The sequence below is a fragment of the Streptomyces sp. NPDC020780 genome (assembly GCF_044334475.1).
In the GTDB taxonomy this organism is placed as follows: Bacteria; Actinomycetota; Actinomycetes; order Streptomycetales; family Streptomycetaceae; genus Streptomyces.
Genome location: NZ_JBIRTB010000008.1, coordinates 279482 through 293165, shown reverse-complemented (window position 1 = coordinate 293165; position 13684 = coordinate 279482). Strand labels below are relative to the sequence as shown.

Annotated in this window: 14 protein-coding genes; 6 read left to right on the top strand and 8 right to left on the bottom strand. The window is 72.2% G+C overall.

Going from position 1 to position 13684, the window contains the following annotated elements; genetic code table 11:
- Nucleotides 1–457 precede the first annotated feature (457 nt).
- Nucleotides 458–1867 carry an FAD-dependent oxidoreductase gene (locus tag ACH4VO_RS17935; protein WP_360985614.1) on the bottom strand — a complete coding sequence of 470 codons (1410 nt, stop codon included), beginning with the start codon at nucleotides 1865–1867 and terminating at the stop codon, nucleotides 458–460.
- Nucleotides 1868–1960: 93 nt separating this feature from the next.
- On the opposite strand from ACH4VO_RS17935, the gene ACH4VO_RS17930 reads away from it, so the two are divergent.
- Together ACH4VO_RS17930 and ACH4VO_RS17925 are read left to right on the top strand one after the other, a co-directional pair.
- The gene (locus ACH4VO_RS17930; protein ID WP_360985611.1) at nucleotides 1961–2872 is read left to right on the top strand and encodes an aminoglycoside phosphotransferase family protein; all 912 of its coding nucleotides are present in this window, start codon (nucleotides 1961–1963) and stop codon (nucleotides 2870–2872) included.
- A gap of 37 nt (nucleotides 2873–2909) precedes the next feature.
- Nucleotides 2910–3386, top strand: a complete 477-nt coding sequence (locus ACH4VO_RS17925) for a GNAT family N-acetyltransferase (RefSeq protein ID WP_360985608.1) — start codon at nucleotides 2910–2912, stop codon at nucleotides 3384–3386.
- A gap of 7 nt (nucleotides 3387–3393) precedes the next feature.
- On the opposite strand, the gene ACH4VO_RS17920 is transcribed toward ACH4VO_RS17925, so the two are convergent.
- Entirely contained in the window at nucleotides 3394–4392 is a 999-nt protein-coding gene (locus ACH4VO_RS17920) for a zinc-binding dehydrogenase (protein WP_360985605.1), read from the bottom strand.
- A gap of 46 nt (nucleotides 4393–4438) precedes the next feature.
- On the bottom strand, nucleotides 4439–5629 hold the full coding sequence (locus tag ACH4VO_RS17915; RefSeq protein ID WP_360985602.1) for an NAD(P)-binding protein: 1191 nt from the start codon (nucleotides 5627–5629) through the stop codon (nucleotides 4439–4441).
- Nucleotides 5630–5737: 108 nt separating this feature from the next.
- Here ACH4VO_RS17915 and ACH4VO_RS17910 point away from each other — a divergent pair, with 108 nt between their 5' ends.
- A complete protein-coding gene (locus tag ACH4VO_RS17910; RefSeq protein WP_360985599.1) occupies nucleotides 5738–6442 on the top strand; it encodes a pentapeptide repeat-containing protein in 705 nt (234 codons plus the stop codon).
- Nucleotides 6443–6481: 39 nt separating this feature from the next.
- Here ACH4VO_RS17910 and ACH4VO_RS17905 read toward each other — a convergent pair whose 3' ends face one another.
- The gene (locus ACH4VO_RS17905; protein WP_360985596.1) at nucleotides 6482–6979 is read right to left on the bottom strand and encodes a hypothetical protein; all 498 of its coding nucleotides are present in this window, start codon (nucleotides 6977–6979) and stop codon (nucleotides 6482–6484) included.
- A gap of 297 nt (nucleotides 6980–7276) precedes the next feature.
- The gene (locus ACH4VO_RS17900; protein ID WP_360985593.1) at nucleotides 7277–7852 is read right to left on the bottom strand and encodes a TerD family protein; all 576 of its coding nucleotides are present in this window, start codon (nucleotides 7850–7852) and stop codon (nucleotides 7277–7279) included.
- Nucleotides 7853–8024: 172 nt separating this feature from the next.
- Here ACH4VO_RS17900 and arfB point away from each other — a divergent pair, with 172 nt between their 5' ends.
- Nucleotides 8025–8459: an alternative ribosome rescue aminoacyl-tRNA hydrolase ArfB gene (gene arfB / locus ACH4VO_RS17895; RefSeq protein ID WP_360985590.1), complete on the top strand. Its 435-nt coding sequence runs from the start codon at nucleotides 8025–8027 to the stop codon at nucleotides 8457–8459.
- A 240-nt stretch (nucleotides 8460–8699) separates the two neighbouring features.
- Here arfB and ACH4VO_RS17890 read toward each other — a convergent pair whose 3' ends face one another.
- Complete coding sequence (locus ACH4VO_RS17890) at nucleotides 8700–9206, bottom strand: flavin reductase family protein (RefSeq protein ID WP_360985587.1); 507 nt, start codon at nucleotides 9204–9206, stop codon at nucleotides 8700–8702.
- 354 nt (nucleotides 9207–9560) lie between these two features.
- Here ACH4VO_RS17890 and cdgB point away from each other — a divergent pair, with 354 nt between their 5' ends.
- On the top strand, nucleotides 9561–11219 hold the full coding sequence (gene cdgB, locus ACH4VO_RS17885; RefSeq protein WP_360985584.1) for a diguanylate cyclase CdgB: 1659 nt from the start codon (nucleotides 9561–9563) through the stop codon (nucleotides 11217–11219).
- Nucleotides 11220–11351: 132 nt separating this feature from the next.
- On the top strand, nucleotides 11352–12338 hold the full coding sequence (locus ACH4VO_RS17880) for a CBM35 domain-containing protein (RefSeq protein ID WP_360985581.1): 987 nt from the start codon (nucleotides 11352–11354) through the stop codon (nucleotides 12336–12338).
- A 48-nt stretch (nucleotides 12339–12386) separates the two neighbouring features.
- On the opposite strand, the gene ACH4VO_RS17875 is transcribed toward ACH4VO_RS17880, so the two are convergent.
- Together ACH4VO_RS17875 and ACH4VO_RS17870 are read right to left on the bottom strand one after the other, a co-directional pair.
- Nucleotides 12387–12530 (bottom strand): hypothetical protein, encoded by a 144-nt coding sequence (locus ACH4VO_RS17875; RefSeq protein WP_360985578.1) that lies wholly within the window; start codon nucleotides 12528–12530, stop codon nucleotides 12387–12389.
- A 62-nt stretch (nucleotides 12531–12592) separates the two neighbouring features.
- Complete coding sequence (locus tag ACH4VO_RS17870) at nucleotides 12593–13543, bottom strand: 1-phosphofructokinase family hexose kinase (RefSeq protein ID WP_360985923.1); 951 nt, start codon at nucleotides 13541–13543, stop codon at nucleotides 12593–12595.
- Between the last annotated feature and the right edge of the window lie 141 nt (nucleotides 13544–13684).

Below are 13684 nucleotides of genomic sequence, written 5' to 3'. Positions count from 1 at the left end.
CGGCACGCACACTCGCCGCGTTGTCGGGATCGCCCCGATACATCCAGTATCGGGGCGACCCTCCGCCTTGCGATCGCACGCACCGGACACCGCCGAGCCTGCCCTTCGGGCAGACGGCGCTACTTTCGACACACGCCCTAGCCTCCCCGTTACGCCCTGACCTCACCGAGATCCCCCGTCCATGCCCCAGGCCGGTGAACAGCCTGGCAACCAGTCATGAACACAGACGGTTGCGCCATCTCTCGCTCCGGCGCGCGGAGCTGGACGAAGTCGGGGAACAGCTGGCCAAGCAGCTGGCGGAGGTGGGAGCCGAGCGGGACGAGGTCGCCGTCGCAGAGCGGGTCCTTGAGCGGATGAGTGAACAGCTCGCCGACGAGCACACCTCTGTCGGGCTGAGGAGCAGCCGACGCGGCCGCCACCCGCCCTACGGCCGCCAGGATGTCCGGCTGCCGGCCGCTCAGCGCCGTCCCGCCACCCGGTTCGCCAGCTTGGCGAGGCGGTGCGTGTCCGGGGTCGCGGAGGTGGATTCCCGGCGGTCGGCGGTGCGGTAGGCCGCGTAGAGGGCGTGGACGCCGAGCCAGCGCAGGGGTTCGGGTTCCCAGCGGCGGACCTGGTGACCGACCCAGGGGAGGGTGGTCAGGTCGGTGGGGCCGGCCTGGCCGGAGTCCTGCTGGATGAGGTCGCGCAGGGTGCGGGCGGCGAGGTTGGCGGTGGCCACGCCGGAGCCGACGTACCCGCCGGCCCAGCCGAGGCCGGTGGAGCGGTCCAGGGTGACGGTGGCGCACCAGTCGCGGGGGACGCCGAGGACGCCGGACCAGGCGTGGTCGATGCGGGCGCCCGCGGCGGTGGGGAAGAAGCGGACGAGCAGGTCACGCAGGGCGTCGACGGTGGCGGGACGGGTGCGGTCCGTGCCGTTGACCTGGGCGGCGGCCGATCCGTAGCGGTAGGGGACGCCCCGGCCGCCGAGGGCGATGCGGTCGTCGGCGGTGCGCTGGGCGTACATGTAGGCGTGGGCCATGTCGCCGAGGGTTTCGCGGCCGTCCCAGCCGATGGTGTCCCAGAGGGCCCCGGGGAGCGGCTCGGTGACGATCATGGAGGAGTTCATCGGGAGCCAGGTCCGCTTCTGCCCCTTGAGGTTCGCGGTGAAGCCCTCGGTGCAGCGCAGGACGTAGGGGGCGCGGACGGTGCCGTACGGGGTGATGGCGTGCTTGGGTCTGATCTCGGTGACGGGGGTCGACTCGTGGAGGGTGACGCCCAGGGCTTCGACGGTCTCGGCGAGGCCCTTGACGAGCTTGGCGGGGTGCAGGCGTGCGCCGTGCGGGGTCCAGCTGGAGCCGACGGCTCCGGTGACCCGGACGCGTTCGGCGGTCTCCCGGGCGCCCCGCAGGACGCGGCCGGTCTCGCCGAAGGCGATCTCGACGGAGTGGAAGTCCTTGAGGCGGGCGAGCTGGGCGGGGGTGCGGGCGATCTCGAGGACGCCACCGTGGTGGATGTCGGCGTCGATCTTCTCCTCGCCGGCGACACGGACGACCTCGCCGACGGTGTCGTTCATGGCCTGTTGGAGGCGGACGGCGGCGTCGTGGCCGTGGAGCCGGGCGTAGCGGTCGCGGCCGGCGATGCCGTTGTAGAGCCAGCCGCCGTTGCGGCCGGAGGCGCCGTAGCCGCAGAACGCGGCTTCCAGGACGGTGATGTTGAGGAAGGGGACGGCCTTCTTGAGGTAGTACGCCGTCCAGAGCCCGGTGTAGCCCCCGCCGACGATGCAGACGTCGGCCGTGGTGTCACCGGGCAGGGGTTCGCGGGGGGCCGGGGTGCCCTCGTGCGCGTACCAGAACGATATGCCGCCGTTGACGGTACTGACGGTGCTCATGTGTCCCCTGCGTGTCCGTGTGCAGCCGAGTCGCTGGAGGGACGGTACTGCGCGGCCGGGGGTTTCGTCGTGCCGACCCCTACGCTCGGGGGTGTGATCGAGGTTCCGGAGGAGTTGGCGGCCTGCCAGGCCGCGCTGAACGGGGAGCGGGGGCGGGCGTTCGTCGCCGCGTTGCCGGTGCTGGCGGAACGCTTCCTGGAGGAGTGGGGGCTGCGGCGGGACGGGGCCGCGATGTGCGGGATGTGCGCGCTGGTGCTCCCCGTGGTGCGGGTGGCGGACGGGCGGCGGGCGGCGCTGAAACTGCAGGCGGTCGACGAGGAGACGGTGGGGGAGCCGATCGCGCTGCGAGCCTGGGGGGTGGCCGGGGCCGGGGCGGTGGAGTTGCTGGAGTACGACGTGGCATCGGGGGCGATGCTGCTGGAACGGCTCGACGAGGGGCGGCCGTTGACCGGCGTTCCGGACGCGCGGGAGGCGGTGCGGGTGCTGGCGGCGTCGCTGGCCTGGCTCGTGGCCGTACCGGCTCCGGCGGGGATGCGGCGGCTGGGGGACGTGACGGCGCGGATGCTGCGGGCGGCTCCGGGGGCGGCCGGTTCGCTGGTGGACGAGGCCGAGCGGCGGTTGTTCCTGGACTGTGCGGCGGCGGTGCGGGAGGTGGCCGGGGAGCCGGGGGACCGGCTGCTGCACTGGGATCTGCACTACGACAACGTTCTGGCCGGACGTGCGGAGGAGGGGCGGGCCGGTGAGTGGGTGGCGCTCGACCCGAAGCCTCTGGCGGGGGATCCGGGTTTCGAGTTGTTCCCGGCGCTGGACAACCGGTTCGACGCGTCCGAGGTGCTGTGGCGGTTCGATCTGCTGACGGACGTGCTGGGTCTGGAGCGGGAGCGGGCGCGGGCGTGGACGCTGGGGCGGGTCCTGCAGAACGGTCTGTGGGGGATCGAGGGTGGGGAGCCGCAGCTGTCGGCGGACCATGCGGAGATCGCTCGGCAGTTGCTGGGGCGGAGGTGAGAGGCGGGCGTGTGGCCTGCGTGTCTAGGCTGCGCTCATGATTCGTGTCGCCACCACCGCAGATGTTCCCGTCATTCACGCCATGGTCCGGGAGCTGGCCGAGTACGAGAAGGCGCTCCATGAGGCCAACGCCACCGAGGAGCAGTTGAGGGAGGCCTTGTTCGGGGAGCGGCCCGCCGCGTACGCGCACGTGGCGGTGTCGGAGGAGGACGACGAGGTGGTCGGGTTCGCGCTGTGGTTCCTGAACTTCTCGACGTGGCGCGGGGTGCACGGTGTGTATCTGGAGGACCTGTACGTGCGTCCCGAGCGGCGCGGGGGCGGTTACGGCAAGGCCCTGCTGAGGGAGTTGGCACGGGTCTGCGTGGAGCGGGGGTACGGGCGCCTGGAGTGGTCGGTGCTGAACTGGAACGCCCCGTCCATCGCGTTCTACGAGTCGCTGGGGGCTCGTCCGCAGGACGAGTGGACGGTGTACCGGCTGACGGACGGGGCACTGGCCGAGCTCGGGGGCCGGTGAGTGGTGGTCAGGGGATGAGGACCACCTTGCCGATGGTGCCGCGGTTCTCGAGGGCACGGTGGGCGGTGGCCGCCTCGGCGAGGGGGTAGCGCTGGACGGCGGGGCGGAGCCGTCCGGAGGTCGCTTCGGCGAGTGCCGCGGTTTCCAGGGGCCGTAGGCCGCCGGCCTTCTCGGTCATGGCGGGTCCGAGTACGTTCTGCGAGGTGAGGCCGCGTGCGGTGAGTTCGTCGTCGGGCAGGGTGAAGGGACCTCCCTCGCGCAGGCCCGTCCCCGACCAGCCGAAAGCGATGTGCCGGCCGCCCTTGCCGAGCAGGTCGGTCGCGGCGCGTGCGGTGTCGCCGCCGACGGAGTCGTACACGACGGTGGCGTCGCGGCCGAGGGTGTCGAGGTGGGCGCGGACCTGGTGGGGCCAGTCGGGGAGGGTGTAGTCGACGGCGAGGTCGGCGCCGTTGGCGGTGACGTGGGCGACCTTGGCCGGGCCGCCGGCCAGGCCGACGACGGTGGCGCCGGCGTTCTTCGCGTACTGGACGAGGAGTGTGCCGATGCCGCCGGCCGCGGCGAGGACGACGACGACGGAGTCGGGGCCGAGGTCGGTGAACTGGCGGATACCCAGGGCGGTGCGGCCGGTCCCGATCATGGCGACGGCTTCGGCGGCGCCGAGTCCGTCCGGGACGGGGTGGAGTCTTCCGGCGTCGGCGACGGCCAGTTCGGCGTAACCTCCGGGGGCCGTGCCGAGGTGGGTGACGACGCGGCGCCCGAGCCAGGAGGGGTCGGTGCCCCTGCCGAGCGAGGTGACGGTGCCGGCGACCTCCCGGCCGGGGATCGTCGGCAGGGAGGGGGCCGGGAAGGGGCCGGTCATTCCTTCACGCAGGGCGGTGTCCAGGAGGTGCACGCCGGCAGCGGCGACGCTGATCCGTACCTGGCCGGGGGCGGGCTCGGGGTCGTCGGTCCGTTCGTAGGTGAGGTTCTCGGCGGGTCCGAAGGCGTGGAGGCGGATGGCATGCACGGCGTGCTCCCCGGTTCTGGGCGGCTGATCGTTCCACCCTCGGTCCTCAACCGCGCTTGAGGTCAAGTCCGGTGTGCCGGGGTGCGGTGCCGAGGAGTTCCAGGGCCAGGAGGGCCGCTTCGATGCCGCTGGTGAAGGAGACCTCGCTGAGGAGTCCGGGGGCGGCTACCTGGTCGCCTGCGAGGAGGATGCCGTCGCCGCGGTCGATGGCCGGGCGGTCGCGCCAGGTGGTGCCGGGCCGGTCGACGGCACCGGTGCGGCCGGTGGCGAGGGCTTCGCGGCGCCAGGTGGTGCGGGTGCGCCAGCCGGGGAAGCCGAGGTCGAGGAGGTGTTCGGCGCGTCGGACGGCTTCGGTGCGCGGGGTGCCGGGGGCGAGGGGGATCTGGCCCTGGACGAGTTGTTCGCCGTGGGGCGCGAGGGTGGGGTCGGCGGCGGTGAACCGTTCGATCCAGCCGGGTGCGTCGAGGTCGGAGAGGATGTAGGGGTCGCCGCGCCGGGTCCGTACGGCGAGGTCGATGAGGGTGGTGCGTCCGCTGTCCCAGGTCAGGGTGGGGTCGTCGAGCAGGGTGCGGGCCGAGTCCAGATGGGTGGCGACGATGACCGGGCCGGTGCGGGCGAGCCCGGCCAGGGCGGAGGCGTCGATGCGCCGGGTCGTTTCGACGCGTACGCCGAGGTTCCAGGCCCGGGCGGCCATCCGGTCGACGAGCTGGGCCCAGCCGCCGACGGGATAGCGGGCCTCGGGTGGCAGCGCGGTGGCGCGACGGAGGCGGTCCTGGACGAAGGCGGCGGAGAGCGAGCCGGGGTCGTGGTGGAAGAGGGCGACGCCCATGTAGTGCGCGGCGGCGCGGGCCGTCTCCTCGCCTGCCTGCCCGGTGGCCCAGCTGAGGAAGTCGGTGTCGACGGGGGCGTTCCGGCGGCGGGCGAGACGGAGCAGGGCGAGGGGCGGGAGCCTGCGCAGGGCGCCGTTCCGGTGGAAGAGGAAGCGGCTGCCCTCGCGGAGCGGTACGGAGGCGAGGGGTCCGAGGAGGCCGCGCTGCTTCAGCCAGGTCCAGTGCGGTCCGCCGCGGTACAGCGCGTGCGGTCCCTCGTTGGTGAGGTAGGGCCCTTCGGCGGTCCTGGCCCGTCCGCCGAGGGTGTGGTGGGCTTCGTGGAGGGTGACCTGGGTGCGGGATTCGGCGGCGGTGACGGCCGCGGTGAGTCCGGCGAGGCCGCCGCCGACGATGTGGAGGCGTTGCATGGCTTTGTCTCCTCGCGGTGGGCGCTTCTGTGTCTGTGACGGATCGGCGGGGCGGGGGTGTGACATCGGCGGCGGGTCGATGTCAGTGGCGTGCGTCACGATGGGGGCATGGCAGGGAGAAGCAGCACAGGTCGCGGGGGCGCGGGGGCGGACGGGAAGGGTGCCGTGGCGGTGGCGCGGCGGCCGGAGGTCCGGTTGCCGGCGCTCGTGGCGTACGAGGGCGAGGGCCTGGAGCCTGACGGGGACTACGACGGTGTGCGGTTCGAGGAGGTGGATCTGGCGGACGCCTCGGGGGCGGGTGCACGCTTCATGGACTGCGCGTTGCGGGGATGCGCGATGGACCGGGCGGAGCTCGGTCGGTCCAGGTTCATCGATTCCGTGCTGACGGGTGTCCGGGGGGTGGGCACGGACCTGGCGGGGGCGTCGCTGCGGGATGTCGAGATCGTGGACGCGCGGCTGGGCGGGGCGCAGTTGCACGGCGCGGTGCTGGAGCGGGTGCTCGTGCGCGGCGGGAAGATCGACTATCTGAATCTGCGCAGGGCGCGGCTCAAGGACGTCGTGTTCGAGGGGTGTGTGCTGTCGGAGCCGGATTTCGGGGACGCGCAGCTGGTGCGGGTCGAGTTCCGTGACTGTGTGGTGAGGCGGGCCGACTTCAGCGCTGTCCGGATGGAGTCGGTCGATCTGCGGGCGGCCACCGAGCTGGACATCGCGCGGGGGGTGGAGCGGTTGGCGGGGGCGGTGATCAGCCCCTCGCAGCTGATGGAGCTGGCTCCGGCGTTCGCGGCGCAGATCGGGGTGCGGGTGGAGGCGTAGGGGGGCCCGTCGCCGGGGCGGTGTGGGGGGTGCCGGGCGTCAGAGGCGGGGAAAGCGGGCCTGCAGGTCCCAGATGACGGGGTTGTCGGCGAGGCCTTCGTGCATGTCGGCCAGGTCGGCGATCAGGTCGTGGAGGAAGTCGCGGGCTTCGCGGCGCAGGACGGAGTGGCTGAAGGTGAGCGGGGGCTCGTCGCCGGGCATCCAGTCGGCCTCGACGTCCACCCAGCCGAAGCGGCGCTCGAAGAGCATGCGGTCGGAGGATTCGGTGAAGTCCAGCTCGGCGTACTGCTGCCGGTGGGAGCGGTTGCCCCGGGGGTCCTGGTCGATCTGCTCGACGATGTCGCAGAGCGCCCAGGCGAAGTCCAGTACGGGCACCCATCCCCAGGCTGTGGACAGTTCGCGGTCCGCCTTGGTGTCGGCGAGGTAGACGTCCCCGGAGAACAGGTCGTGCCGCAGGGCGTGGACGTCCGCGCGGCGGTAGTCGGTCTGCGGGGGGTCCGGGAAGCGCCGGGAGAGGGAGTAGCCGATGTCGAGCACGCTCAGATGGTGTCATGCCCGGCGACCGGTCCGGGCAGGGCCGGTTCCGGTGCCGCCGGGCGGGGGTCCGTCGGCGTGGGGGGCGGCCGGGCTGATGCGGCAGGTACGCGGCAGGTACGTGCGGCGGCGGTGCGGGCGGGGGTGCGGCGGTGCGGGCGGAGCTGCGGCCCTGCGGAAGGTGCGTGCGGCGGTGCGGCGGCGCGGCGGGAGGTGCGTGCGGCGGTGCGGGAGGTGCGGACCTGCGGAAACCCCCGGTCGGCGGGGCCGGCCAGGGGTTCCGTGGGATGAGCCGTTACGTCAGAGGTTGACGCCGAAGTCCTGCGCGATGCCGCGCAGCCCCGAGGCGTAGCCCTGGCCGACCGCGCGGAACTTCCACTCGGCGCCGTTGCGGTAGAGCTCGCCGAAGACCATGGCGGTCTCGGTGGCGGCGTCCTCGCTCAGGTCGTAGCGGGCGATCTCGGTGCCGCCGGCCTGGTTGACGATACGGATGAAGGCGTTCCGCACCTGGCCGAAGTTCTGGCTGCGGGACTCGGCGTCGTAGATGGAGACCGGGAAGACGATCTTGTCGATGTCCGCCGGGAGGCCCGCCAGGTTGACGTTGATCTGCTCGTCGTCGCCCTCGCCCTGGCCCGTGACGTTGTCACCGGTGTGGACGATGGTCTGGTCCGGCGTCGACTTGTTGTTGAAGAAGACGAAGTGGCCGTCGGAGTAGACCTTGCCGGCGGTGGTGACCGCGATCGCCGAGGCGTCGAGGTCGAAGTCGGTGCCGGTGGTGGTGCGGACGTCCCAGCCGAGGCCGACCGTGACGGCGGTAAGGCCCGGTGCCTCCTTGGTGAGCGAGACGTTGCCGCCCTTGGACAGGCTTACTGCCATGGGAAGTCCCTTTCCTCGTCGTGTGCGGGCTTCGTGCCATCACGAAAGCTACCGTCACCCGTCCTAACGCAGGCGGGGGACCACGAGGTTCCAGCTCCCTTTACTTTCTTTGCCGAACTTCTGGCCGAACGACCGCAAAAGAAGGTGACGAACGGCCTGCGGGCCAGGGACCATGGGTGTCATGTCCGGGCCCTATGTCATCCGCGGTTCGGTCTCCCTGCCGGAGGCCGAACTCATGTGGCGTTTCTCGCGGTCCTCCGGGCCCGGCGGGCAGCACGTCAACACCAGCGACTCCCAGGTGGAGCTCCGCTTCGATCTCGCGGCGACCGAGGCGCTGCCCGAGGTCTGGAAGGCCCGGGCCCTCGAACGCCTGGCGCCCAGGCTGGTGGGCGGGGTCGTGTCCGTACGCGCCTCCGAGCACCGCTCCCAGTGGCGCAACCGCGAGACGGCCGCCGTGCGGCTCGCCGCACTCCTGGCGGAGGCGACCGCCCCGCCACCCAAGCCGCGCCTCAAGAAGAAGATCCCGCGGGGCATCAACGAACGCCGCCTGCGCGAGAAGAAGCAGCGTGGCGACACCAAACGCGGACGTTCCGGCCGCGACTGGTAGGCGCGTGCGGGCGTCGCCGTCCGTGCGCCGGCGTTCAGGCACCGCTGTACGGCCGTCGTCGTCGGGCCCTCGGGCATGGGAGGCGCCGCACGGCCGTAGCCGTCCGGACACCGGCGTACGACACCGCGGCGCAGGCGCCGACGCGCTCCGTACGGGCGCGGCGGTAGAGGCGCCGCCGTGCGGCGTCAGGTCACACGGGCTCGTGAGTGAGCCCCGTGCCCCCTACCGCCCCCGGCCCCGTCACCCCAGACGCCGGTAGCGCCCCTTGAAGTACGTCAGGGGCTCGCCGTCCGCACTGGGCAGGTCCGCCGTCAGCACCCGGCCGATCACCAGCGTGTGGTCGCCGGCCGTCACCCGCTGCTCCGTGCGGCACTCCAGCGTGGCCAGCGCGCCGCCGATCAGCGGGGCGTCCGTGACCTCGCCCCGCACATACGGGAGGTCCTCGAACAGCAGCCGGTCGCTGATCCTGCCCTTCATGGCGAACCGTCCCGCGATCTGCCGCTGGCTCTCCGCCAGGACCGAGACCGCCCACAGGGGCTGCTCGGCCAGCAGGTCGTCCATCCGCGAGTCGTTGCGCAGGCTCACCATGACCAGCGGCGGGTCCAGGGAGACCGACACGAAGGCGGTCGCGGTCATCCCGACGTCCTCGCCGCGGCCGTGCTCGTCGAGCGGCGGTTCCTGGGCGGTGATCAGCACCACGCCCGCGGCCAGACGGGACAGGGCGGCGCGGAATTGGTCATTGCTCACCCCTTCAGCATGGGGGACGGCTTCGGGGCGCGGGGCGTGGGGAGTCTTCTGCAGCACACCGGGCACGCTAGTGCCGCACGGTGCGCCCTCGCATCGGGCCAGGGGACCAGGCGGGTCCTAGGACCCCCGGACCATCCGTATGCCCAGCAGATTTGCATTCAGAAAATAATCGGAGGACCTCAAGGGCATCACAGGCCCCTTCACCCCGTGTTGTGACTTGAGTCACAGAGCCCGGTATTTGTTGACCCTGTGTACCGGGTGTGCAGCTCACTGTGATTCAGTGACCGTGACACTGCAACAAGTACGTCGATATGAAACCTGGAGTTGCTGTCGAGGTCTCGGGGAGTGCGAGCAATGGAGGCCGAGTCGGAGCCGTACGTCCGCCTTGCGACCATGCGGCAGCTGCACCAGGCCGTCGCTGATCTCAACACGGCGCGGAGTCTGGCGGACACGCTGCAGGCCGTGGCCGACGGCATCGTCGTCGGCCTCGGCTACGAGTTGGGCTGTGTCAACCTGGTCCGCCCCGACGGCGACCTCGTCGTCGCCGCCTTCGCCGGCAACTCCGCCGCGGAAGCCCTGATCACCGGCCGTGTCGGCTCGCGCGACTCGTGGGACCGCCGGCTGTCGATGGGCGAGGCGTGGGACGGGCTCCGGTTCATACCGCACACCGAGGGCTGGGTCCTCCTCGACGACGACGTGCCGCAATGGCACACCGAGGGGCCCGAGCCGCGCTTCGAGGACGAGTGGCACCCCTTGGACCGCCTCTACGCCCCGATGTACGCGTCCGGCGGAGGTATGGACCTCTTGGGCGTCATCTCCGTCGACAGACCGCGCAACGGCCGGCGTCCGGGCGCCTGGGGCCGTGAGGCCCTCCAGATGTACGCCTCCCAGGCGGCGATTGCGATCAGTAACGCACGCCTCCGAGCAAACATGCAGCGCGCACTGGTCCGGCTGGAGCGTGAGCAGCAGGCGCTGCGGGCCAGTGAGGAATCCTTCCGCCAGGCGTTCGAATACGCCCCCAGCGGGATGGCCATCGCCGAGATGGGCGGGGACCAGCACGGCAGACTGCTGCGGACCAACGACGCGCTGTGCCGCCTCCTGGGCCGCCCGGCGTCCGTCCTGCGCCGCTACTCCTTCGCCGACCTGGTCCACCCCGAGGACATCGGCACCCTGCTGCGCACGTCGGCCGAGGGAGGGCGGGCGGAGCTGCGGCTCGGGCGCAGGGACGGCACGTACCTCTGGGTGTCGCTGCGCAACTCCGTCGTCGCCGACACGGCCGACGGTCCGCGTTTCCTGCTCACCCACGTCGAGGACATCGAGGAGCGCAAGCGCAACGAGCTGCACCTCGCGCACCGCGCCTCGCACGACGCGCTCACCGGCCTGCCCAACAGCGCGGAGCTGCGCGCCCGGCTCAGCGCCCGGCTGTGCGAGAGGCCCCACTCCTCGGCCACCTCCACGGCGGTCGAGGCGCTGGACGCGGCGTACGGGGACATCGAGGGCTCCTCCCCGCACGGATACCGCGCCGACGTCTACGAGGCGGACGGCCCCCCGGGCGCCGGCCCGTACGACCATCACGTGCACACCGTGGCACCCCATCCGGAGCGCGACGACGGCACGAAGGGGCTCGCCGTGCTCTTCTGCGACCTCGACGGCTTCAAGTCGATCAACGACCGCTTCGGGCACCATGCCGGTGACGCGGTTCTCATCGAGGTCGCCCGGCGGCTCACCACCTGCGTACGGGACGGGGACACCGTCGCGCGGCTCGGAGGTGACGAATTCGTCGTCCTCGCGGACGGGCTGGGGGCGGCCGACGCCGCGGACCTGGCCGTACGCTTGCGTAACGCCATCATTCCGCCCATCCGGGTGGACGGCCGGGCGGTCAGGGTCGGGGCGAGTTTCGGTATCGGCTGGGCCGAGTGCGGCATGACCGAGGAAGAGGTCCTGCACTCCGCCGACCAGCGGATGTACGTGGAGAAGCGGTCCAGGTCGAAGGTTCACCGCAGAGTCGGATGACGTTCACGCCGCCGCCGGCCCCGTACCACACCCCGTTTCCGGGGTACCCGAGGGCAATTCGACGCGTGCTCCGTTCGGGGTAGGCTCGGCCGGTCGGCGACGGCTGGCGACATGGTGAGGAGTGACCCAGGGATGACGGCCGGGAACAACGGCGCGAGCAAGCCCGAGGACGACGATCCGTTCGGCTATCTGTACGCGGACGGGCAGGCGGCGGGAGCGCAGCCGCCCGGCCAGGGTGGTTACGGCTACCCCGGGCCGGCCGCCGCGCAGCCCGGCGTGCCCAGAACCTCGTACAACCAGGTGCGCACCGTCGGTGAGCGTCAGCGGTCCTACGGGCAGGTGCCGCAGCAGGCCTACGGCCAGCAGCCCCCGCCGCAGCAGCAGGCCTACGGTCAGCCGCATTCGCCGTACGCGGCCCCGGAGACCTATCCGGGCGGTGCGCCCTCGGCGCAGTCCGGACCGCAGGGCGGTGGCCGGGGTAACGGACCGGGTCGTGGCGGCCCCAACACCAAGGCGATGCTGATCGCCGCGGTGGCCGTGGTGGCGGTGGTGCTCATCGGTATCGGTGCCGCGCTGATGACGGACGACGACACGGGCGGAAAGAAGAAGGACGAGGCCACGTCCTCGTCCGGTCCCGACGGTCAGGTCGAGCAGTCGCCGACGCCTGACCGGTCCAAGAGCTCTGAGGCTCCCGTCGAGCTCCCGAAGCAGGACGCCGCGTCGCTGAAGCTCGGCGGTACGGCAGCTGTGGCCAACAGTGTCAAGGGAGCCGAGGGCCCCAACGGCTCGTACGTGTCCGGCTTCAACGCCGTCGGATCGTCCGTGACGTGGCGGGCCACCATGGAGAGCGCCGGTGCGTACCGTCTGACGGTGCGCTACGCGATCCCCGACAAGGACGCCAACGCGACCTTGACGGTCAACGGGAAGCCGAACCCGCAGCCGATCGGGCTCAAGGACTTCATCAACTCCTCGGACCCGAACTGGGAGAAGAACTGGCAGACCACCTGGGCGCCCGTCAGCTTGGACAAGGGTGAGAACGAGATCAGCATCTCGTGCCAGGACGGAAATCAGTGCGACGTGATTCTGGACTGGGTCGAGGTCACACCCGCGCGCGACTGAGATCCCCCGGCGCCGCCGCGATGGGGGCGAGCCGACCGTCGTGGCGGATCACGCTTCTTCGGAGATCTGGGAGATGGCCGACGCGCTCGGCCCGGCGGCGATCGCCTCGGCGTGCTCCACCGTGATGACGTCCAACGGCGATCCGGCGCCCCTGTGCCCGGGCGGCGGAGACAGGTTCGCCCGGAGCGGCATGCCGGCACCTGGGGTTTCCTCGGGCCCGGCGGACAGGGGCGCGGCGGACAGGCGCCCGGCGTTCAGGCCGCGTCTGCTGCGTGTTCCTCTATACCGACGCGCGGCAGCAGTTGTTCGTACGCCGTGCGGTCGAACTCACCTGCGGCGGGCGCCAGTACGGTCGCGGTGGACAAGGCCACCGCGCGCGCCAGCCGGTCCGGCCAGTCCAGCCCCTCGGCGAGGGCCGACAGCAGCCCGGCTACCGCGGAGTCGCCGGCGCCCGTCGGATTGCCCCGTACCGCGGACGGCGGTGCGGCCCGCCAGACGCCGTCGGCGGTGACGGCGAGCAGTCCTTCCGCGCCCAGCGAGGCGACGACGCTGTGCGCGCCTCTGCGGCGGGCGTCGCGGGTGGCGCGCAGCGGCTCGCGGGCTCCGGTGAGCTGGGCGAGCTCGTCGGCGTTCGGCTTGACGAGGTCGGGGCGGGCGGCGATGCCGCGGCGCAGCGGTTCGCCGCTGGTGTCCAGGAGCACGGGGACGCCGGCGGAGCGGGCGAGCCGGACGAGTTCCGCGTACGCGCCGACGTGGATGCCGGGTGGGAGGCTGCCGCAGAGGGCGACCGCCTGGGCGCCGGTGAGGAGTTCGGCGTACGTACCGAGGAACGCGGCCCATTCGCCGGCGCCGATGTGCGGTCCGGGCTCGTTGAGCTGGGTGGTGTCGCCGGTGGACCGGTCGACGACGGCCAGGGTGCGGCGGGTGTTCCCGGCGACGGGGACGAGTGCGTCGGTGAGGCGGGCGCCGGCGGGGCCGTGGGGGAGCGCGCCGAGCAGCCCGCGCAGGACGGCTCCGGTGGCGCCGCCCGCGAAGCCGGTGACCACGGTGTCGTGGCCCAGCGCGGTCAGCACGCGGGCGACGTTGAGGCCCTTGCCGCCGGGGCGTTCGCAGGTGTGGTCGACCCGGTGGCTGGTGTGCGGGACCAGGGCGGGGACGGTGTACGTCAGGTCGAGTGCGGCGTTCAGCGTGACGGTCAGTATCACCTGCACCGGCCCCCGGTTCCTCGGTCTCGTCCTGCGCGCCGTCTCCTCGCGGCGCATCCCGGTGATCATGCCAAAGAGGCGGCGGCCGTCCCAGACCCCCCGGACAACCGCCGTCTCTTCGTTACGTGTTCAGCACGGAGT

Coding starts and splice junctions, on each gene's coding strand:
- ACH4VO_RS17935 (WP_360985614.1), bottom strand. CDS start 1,867: ATGAGCACCGTCAGTACCGTCAACGGCGGCATATCGTTCTGGTACGCG.
- ACH4VO_RS17925 (WP_360985608.1), top strand. CDS start 2,910: ATGATTCGTGTCGCCACCACCGCAGATGTTCCCGTCATTCACGCCATG.
- ACH4VO_RS17915 (WP_360985602.1), bottom strand. CDS start 5,629: ATGCAACGCCTCCACATCGTCGGCGGCGGCCTCGCCGGACTCACCGCG.
- ACH4VO_RS17910 (WP_360985599.1), top strand. CDS start 5,738: ATGGCAGGGAGAAGCAGCACAGGTCGCGGGGGCGCGGGGGCGGACGGG.
- ACH4VO_RS17900 (WP_360985593.1), bottom strand. CDS start 7,852: ATGGCAGTAAGCCTGTCCAAGGGCGGCAACGTCTCGCTCACCAAGGAG.
- arfB (WP_360985590.1), top strand. CDS start 8,025: ATGGGTGTCATGTCCGGGCCCTATGTCATCCGCGGTTCGGTCTCCCTG.
- cdgB (WP_360985584.1), top strand. CDS start 9,561: ATGGAGGCCGAGTCGGAGCCGTACGTCCGCCTTGCGACCATGCGGCAG.
- ACH4VO_RS17880 (WP_360985581.1), top strand. CDS start 11,352: ATGACGGCCGGGAACAACGGCGCGAGCAAGCCCGAGGACGACGATCCG.
- ACH4VO_RS17875 (WP_360985578.1), bottom strand. CDS start 12,530: ATGCCGCTCCGGGCGAACCTGTCTCCGCCGCCCGGGCACAGGGGCGCC.